Origin of the sequence: Bradyrhizobium sp. AUGA SZCCT0431 (assembly GCF_018131065.1) — a bacterium.
Lineage (GTDB): Bacteria > Pseudomonadota > Alphaproteobacteria > Rhizobiales > Xanthobacteraceae > Bradyrhizobium.
This window is the reverse complement of the sequence record NZ_JAFCLR010000084.1, coordinates 1-5,383: the sequence shown is the minus strand read 5'-3', so window position 1 is coordinate 5,383 and position 5,383 is coordinate 1. Positions and strand designations below refer to the sequence as shown.

At 62.3% G+C, this 5,383-nt stretch carries 3 protein-coding genes and 1 pseudogene; 1 reads left to right on the top strand and 3 read right to left on the bottom strand.

Features of this window, described 5'->3' with window-relative positions:
* Positions 1 to 2,414, bottom strand: a 2,414-nt coding sequence (locus tag JQ567_RS37695) for an autotransporter-associated beta strand repeat-containing protein (protein WP_312017527.1), incomplete at its 3' end; no start/stop codon positions are given.
* A 66-nt stretch (positions 2,415 to 2,480) separates the two neighbouring features.
* Positions 2,481 to 2,873, bottom strand: a pseudogene (locus JQ567_RS39170) (hypothetical protein); the annotation flags it as partial.
* Positions 2,874 to 3,233: 360 nt separating this feature from the next.
* On the opposite strand from JQ567_RS39170, the gene JQ567_RS37690 reads away from it, so the two are divergent.
* Complete coding sequence (locus JQ567_RS37690) at positions 3,234 to 4,271, top strand: helix-turn-helix domain-containing protein (RefSeq protein WP_212443506.1); 1,038 nt, start codon at positions 3,234 to 3,236, stop codon at positions 4,269 to 4,271.
* A 161-nt stretch (positions 4,272 to 4,432) separates the two neighbouring features.
* On the opposite strand, the gene JQ567_RS37685 is transcribed toward JQ567_RS37690, so the two are convergent.
* On the bottom strand, positions 4,433 to 5,383 hold a 951-nt coding region (locus JQ567_RS37685; RefSeq protein WP_212443505.1), incomplete at its 5' end, for a transposase.

The window sequence follows — 5,383 nt, the reverse complement described above, 5'->3', positions numbered from 1 at the left end:
GTGCGCGCGGTCGCGGTGAATGACGTGCCGGTGACCTGCAGGGTGCCGCCGTTGAAGCTCAGCCCGCCTGCGGCGTTGCCGAGGTTGGTATCAGCTCCGACCGACAGCGTACCGTCGCTGATGACCGTTTCGCCGGCATAAGTGTTGGTTGCCGTCAGCGTTGTCGTGCCGGGGCCATTCTGCTGCACCGCGCCGCTGCCCGAAATGACGCCGCCGAAGCCATAGGCATTTGACCGATTGAAGGCCAACGTCGCGTTGTTGATGACATCCCCGGTGATCGAACCGGTCGTGCCACCATTGCCAAGCTGGAGCGTGCCGCCTGTAACCGTCGTGCCGCCGGAGTAAGCGTTGGCGTTGGTCAGGATCGTGGTGCCGGTGCCGAGTTGTTCGAATGCGCCGGAGCCGGAGATGGTGCCGTCGAACTGATAGGTGTTGGAGCGGTTGATTGCCAGCGTCGCATAGTTCGTAACGTCACCGGTGATCGAGCCTGTTGTTCCGCCCGCGCCGAGCTGCAACCTTCCAGAGCTGATCGTGGTGCCGCCGGAATAGACGTTGGCAGCGGTGAGCGTCGTGCTGCCCATGCCGCTCTGCTGCAATGCGCCGCTGCCTGCGATAACGCCGTCGAACTGGTAGGCGTTGAAGCGATCGAATGCCAAGGTGCCGTTGTTCGTGACGTCGCCGATGATCGAGCCCGTCGTGCCGCCGTTGCCGAGCCACAAGGTTCCAGCGACGATCGTGGTACCGCCGACATAGGTGTTGGCGGCGGTCAGGACCAAATCTCCGGCACCTGACTTGGTCAACGCGCCTCCAGATCCGATCGGCTGGCTCACTGTAAATGCGTTGCCGGCATGGGCAATATCGAAGCCGCCGCCATTGGCGCCCCAATTGATGGTGCGCGCGGTCGCGGTGAATGACGTGCCGGTGACCTGCAGGGTGCCGCCGTTGAAGCTCAGCCCGCCTGCGGCGTTGCCGAGGTTGGTATCGGCTCCGACCGACAGGGTGCCAGCATTTAAGACGGTCCCGCCGATATAGGTGTTCGTTGCCGTCAGCGTCGTGGTGCCGGGGCCGTTCTGCTGCACCACGCCGGTTCCGGAAATCACCCCGCCGAAGCCATAAGTGTCGGAGCGATTGAAGGCCAGCGTGGCGTCGTTCGTGACATTGCCGGTGATCGATCCGATCGTCCCGCCATTGCCGAGCTGCAGCGTGCCGCCCGCGATGGTCGTGCCGCCGCTATAGGTGTTGGTGCCGGTGAAGATGGTCGTGCCGGCCTCGGTGCGGGTTGCGCCGGCACCCGACACGCCCGACGCGAAAACATAGCCCGTATCGGTATGGTTGAAGACGATCCGGCCGGTGCCGGCCCCGAACACGACAGACGGGGTGACGAGGGTGCCGGCGGCGGCCGCTGCCTGACCGGATGCGGCGCCGATGTTCAGCGTTCCGGTCGAGCCGCCATTCACCGCGATCGTCAGGGTGCTGCCGATCGAAACCGAACCGCCATCAGCGATCGTCAGCGCTCCCTGGCCGTTGGCGCCAAGGCTGAAATTCGTGTCGGTATTCCAGGCCGCACCGGCCCCGGTCACGGTCGCCGCGCCGGTACCAAAAACGCCGACAAAACTATTTAGCGCCCTGGCGACGCCGCCGGCCTCGACCAGCAGCGATCCATTTCCCTGGAGGCCGACTGCGATGCTGGAATTCCCGAAAAACCGCGAGTTCGCACCGGTGACGGTGACGCTTCCGGTCGTGCCGGCGCCTGAGCCGATAGAGGCCGACGTATTGCCGATAACCGTGCCGCCATTCGCGATAGTCAGCGAACCGTTACCGGTATCGCCCACCGCCAGGAACGCGGTGCTGGTCCAGATCGATCCTGCGCCGGAAACGGTCGCGGCGCCGGTGGCGCCGGCGGCGCTGCCGATCAGGCCGTTGTTCCCCGTGACCGTACCGCCACCGGTGACCTTGAAGGTGCCGGTGCTGCCGGCGAGCGTGCCGACCGCCACAGCGGCGCCCGAGTTGATGGCGCCACTGGGACCCGAGACCTCCAGCGTGCCGCCCTTGATGAACGTGCCGTTCCCGTAGGTATTCTGGCCGGGAAAAAACGTGGTGCCGGATTCGACCAGCACCGCACCGGTCCCGGAGATCGCTGGCGCGAAGCTGTAATTGTTCGACGTGTGATTGAAAACGATTGTGCTGGTACCACCAAAAAACGTCACCTCGGGTGCACTCACAACTCCAGGCGCTGCTGCAGCTTGACCCGACGCCGCACCGATGTTGAGCGTGCCGGTGCCGATGAGGCCGGCATTCCCGCCAATGAGCAGGCTCGCGCTCGCAACGGTGCCGCCATTGGAAACGGTGAGTGTGCCCGTTCCGGATTGCCCGAGGATAAGCGAGGATTCCAGGCGCGAGTTCGCGCCATCCACTACGGCATTACCAACGGAACCAGATTGCAGGCCCAGAGTCATGTCGCCGGCAGCGACGACCCTACCGCCGGCGGCAATGACGAGTGTGCCGATGCTGCCAGTATGAACTCCTACCTGGAAAAAGCCACTTCCGCCGCTCCAGGTCGAACCCGGGCCGGTCACTGTTACCGTGCCGCTCCCGCCCAGGGACCCGATAGCGCTATTGTTTTGGACGTCGAGACTGCCCCCGTTTTGGATGGTCAGCGAACCAGTCGCGTTACTTCCGACGATCAGGTTATACGCAGCGGCTCCGGGGGTCCCGACGACCGCCGGGCTCGGAATGCTGTTGTTTGAAATCCAAACAACGTCATTCGTCGTTGGGACGCCGTTCGACCAGTTACCGGCAATAAACCAATTTGACGAGACCGCGCCGGTCCACTCACTGTCCGCGCGAGCGGAAACGGCCAGGACCGCGGTCATCAGGCCAGCAAACGCGGTGGTGCCGATAAGTCGCGCGCGCCAGCCCAATCCCAAATACGGCTCGTCCGATGATCGATTCGGTTTCGACAACCTCGTCATCTCAAAAAGCCGCACTCTCGATCATAGAAGCCGCTGGATTGCGCAATTCCGCGGGCAAAGCACGGAGCGACGCCAATGCGGCTTGAGTTCTCGTACTGGATAATTGCCCCCCGCTGACAACACAACGAATTTCGCGGCCAATTCCACCCCCACGATATTTTTGACTTCAGCGGTCAAATCATCTGAACTGCGGAGGCAAGTTGGTGGCAACGAGCCCGTCGTCGCCGCTGTACGGGATTTGCTCTACCCGGTCGGAGCCAAATGAAAGAGGTCGATTGTTCCATGGCGGCGGCGATACCCGTTCTGCACTTCGACACCTCTGATTTTCCGGAAAGCCAGCGTTTTGAAGTTTGGCGCGCAGGAATCACCACCCATCAGGTCACGCGCAGCGACCCTCCCAACGCTCCATTCGACGCGCTGGTGGACGCCTGGACGCTCGGGGAAATGGTGATGACCCATTCCCGCTTTGGTGCTGCCAGGATGGTGCGAACGGCCGAGATGGCGCAGCAGGACGGCCGCGACTGGATCCTGGTTCTGCTGCTGAAGTCCGGAACCATGGATTTTGCGATCGATGGCGGCAAGAAACAACAGACGATGCGGCAAGGGGAGGTCGCCGTCTTTGACACAATTTGCGACTTTGCGTCAGACGGCTCTGCGATGGACAGCATCACCTGCGCAATTTCCAGGCGGGCGTTTGCCCAAATAACATCCGGGCCATCGCCTCATCATGGTCTGATCCTCGAGGGGGCGTGGGGGCGTCTTGTCGCCGATTACCTGCTTTCCCTGGTGCGGCAGCTGCCCGACATGGATCTCGACGACATGTCAAACCTGACGGACGCGTTCGTCGGTCTGCTGATGGCGGGGCTGCGGGCGACGCAGTCCGCCGGCGATGCGCCGCTCGGCAAAACGATCGCGACGGCGCGTCAGCGGGTCGAATCCTATATCGACCAGAATCTGACGTCCGGCGAACTCACTTCCGAACAAATCTGCGACAAGCTCGGCCTGTCGCCGTCAAGTCTGTACCGGGCGTTCGCGCACGCAGGAGGGATCACGGCCTATGTTCGCAAACGACGGCTCGAGGTTATTCACGCCTTGCTGAGCACTACAGCTGAGGGCCTTTCAATCGGCGAAATCGCGCGTCAATATGGCTTTGTCAGCGCCGCGCATTTCAGCAGGGCGTTTCGAAAGCAGTTCGGCTTTAGCCCGCGGGTCGCGCGCCGCGCCACGATCCTTGTTCCGCCAGCAGCGGATGCTGATGAGGTCGCCATCTTTCGCCATTGGGAAGAACAGCTGCGGTGAAGCCTGCAATCGGGTTTAAATCTGCGCCTCGCATTGCTGTACCCGCTTTGATGTCACCGATCGCCCAACCTCACTGCCGGGAAACAGTCCGCTTCGGGTCTTGGTCGTGTAAAAACGGCTTGGGAGGGACGTCGGTATTGGGAGCAAAAACCGAGTGGGTCTCAGGCCACGATCGCAGCCATCAGCGGCTTGGTCCCGACGATGTTCATAACCCGTGTTAGATTATAGGCTAGGACCGAGAGTGCCATTTCAGCGGCTACTTTTGGAAGCGTTTTGGTCACGAAGTGCGTCGCGCCCATGCGGGCCTTCATCGTGCCAAACGGATGCTCGACTGTCTCGCGACGCTGGCGCATGGCTTGTGGATTTGCATCAAGGCGCTGCTGCACGGCTTCGAGCAGATGCTCATGCTCCCATCGTGGAATCCGCCGCTCTGGTCCTGTCGTGCACTGCGATTTAAGCGAACAATCTTGACAGGCTGTGGTCCAGTAGCGCCGTAGCCGCTTGCCGTCTTCCTCGCTCGTAAAGCGATATGGCAGTTGCTCCCCAGCTGGACAGCGATAGGCGTCCTCCTCTGGCAAATAGACAAAGTCCTGCTTGCCGAAACGGCCATCTGACTTGGCGCCCGAGGTCTGCGGCTTGGGCAGAGTTACCGTGATGCCGGCCTCGTGGCACGCGAGGATCTCCAGGCTGCTGAAGTAGCCGCGATCGGCAACGGCCTCGAGCGTCTCGGTCTTCAGAACAGCCTTGGCCTGCTTGGCCATATTGGCCAGTTGAGCCCGATCTGAGCCGCTGTTCGTGACCTCATGCGTCACAATCAGATGGTGCTCGGTATCCACGGCGACCTGCACATTGTAGCCGACGACGCCGGAACCACGGCCGCTCGTCGCCATCGATCGGCTGTCGGGATCGGTGAGAGAGATTTGCTGGTCGGGCGACGCGAGCATCTGCTTCTCGTAGACGGCAAGCTTGCCCATTTCCGCCTTCAGCTTCGTCAGTTTCTCGGTAAGCCTCGTCACCTTCGCGGCCAGTGCCTCGGTCGGCTCCTGCCGGTCGGCCGTGTCAAGTTGGCTCAGATAGCGCGCGACGCTCTCCTCCAGCTGGGCACGCCGCCG

What these genes read in the sequence shown, in the direction of transcription:
- JQ567_RS37690 (WP_212443506.1), top strand. Translation starts at nt 3,234, where the DNA reads ATGAAAGAGGTCGATTGTTCCATGGCGGCGGCGATACCCGTTCTGCAC.